The organism is Vibrio sp. 10N.247.310.23, assembly GCF_041467155.1.
In the GTDB taxonomy this organism is placed as follows: domain Bacteria; phylum Pseudomonadota; class Gammaproteobacteria; order Enterobacterales; family Vibrionaceae; genus Vibrio; species Vibrio crassostreae_C.
Window position 1 is genome coordinate 1 of record NZ_JBFSTZ010000107.1, and the last position, 1,039, is coordinate 1,039.

General features: G+C 46.8%; 2 protein-coding genes. Both read left to right on the forward strand.

Annotated elements, in window-relative coordinates; genetic code table 11:
- The coding region (traE, locus tag AB6D93_RS24130) for a type IV conjugative transfer system protein TraE (RefSeq protein ID WP_372127371.1) at window positions 1-403 on the forward strand (403 nt) is incomplete at its 5' end.
- Window positions 400-1,039 (forward strand): type-F conjugative transfer system secretin TraK (traK, locus tag AB6D93_RS24135; RefSeq protein WP_372140328.1); only part of this gene is annotated, 640 nt, incomplete at its 3' end. The genes traE and traK, both read left to right, overlap by 4 nt.

A 1,039-nucleotide genomic window follows, 5' to 3' on the forward strand; every position in this document is an offset into this window, starting at 1 on the left:
CATCGACCGCGCATTTACCGTATCGAATGAAGCGGTTGATGAAGCCTATCTTGCACTGATGGCCGAATGGTGGGTACACCTGAAATTCAATGTCACACCGGCTAACGTGAACCGTCAATTTAATCAGCTCATGACCTATGTCCCTTCTCAATATTGGAGCGGCCTACAAGACAAACTCATGCGCGAAGCGACGTTCATCATTGAAAACGACGTCACGAGCTTTTTTGAAGTGCACAACATCGCCTCGAATGTGGATGAAATGAAAATTCGAGTCAAAGGAACGCTCAACAAAACCATCGCAGGTCGAAAGCTCGAACCAGAGCCAGTGACTTACATCATCCAAACCGACTATCCGCTCGGTTTGATTGAACTTCACTCTATCGCTCAAGAGGTGCCACTATGAAGAACATTATGAACGTCGCGCTTTTGGCCGCGTTGTTTTTCCCCTTAATCACTCAAGCAAAGAACATTACCGCCAACCGTTATCATTTTGCGCAAAACGATACTATCGTATTGCCTCTATCCTCTGTTAATACCAACCGCCTTGTCGTAAGGGGCGATAAAATCCTTAACGTCCAGTGCCCAAGAGGATTTTGCATAGCAAAAGGCAGCCAGCGAGACCAATCCGGCTCTATCAACATCAAACTCAACATCGCCTTACCCTTTACGGCGCACGTATTCACAGAAAAAGGGCAAAACTTCTCACTTTTCGTCAATCCTAAAGCCGTTCCAGCCGTGGTCAGTGAATTTATCCCTCTGCACACTCAATCAGAGCAAAGTGTCTTCGAAAAAGACATCGAATACCCGCTGGCGCTTGGGGAGTTTACCAAGCAGATGATTGAGTGGCAGCGCACGAAAACGCCCGTCCCCGGTTTTAATCTGCATCCTATTGACCCAAAAACGTTACCCAAAGATAAGAGTCCTTTAGCCGTTATTCCACAGACGCTTTTTTCTGGACGGCCCTTCTCTGGCATTATTTATCAAGTAAAAAATCAATCCAACGAAACCGTCACGCTTACCGAGGCGCAGTTCTACAGCT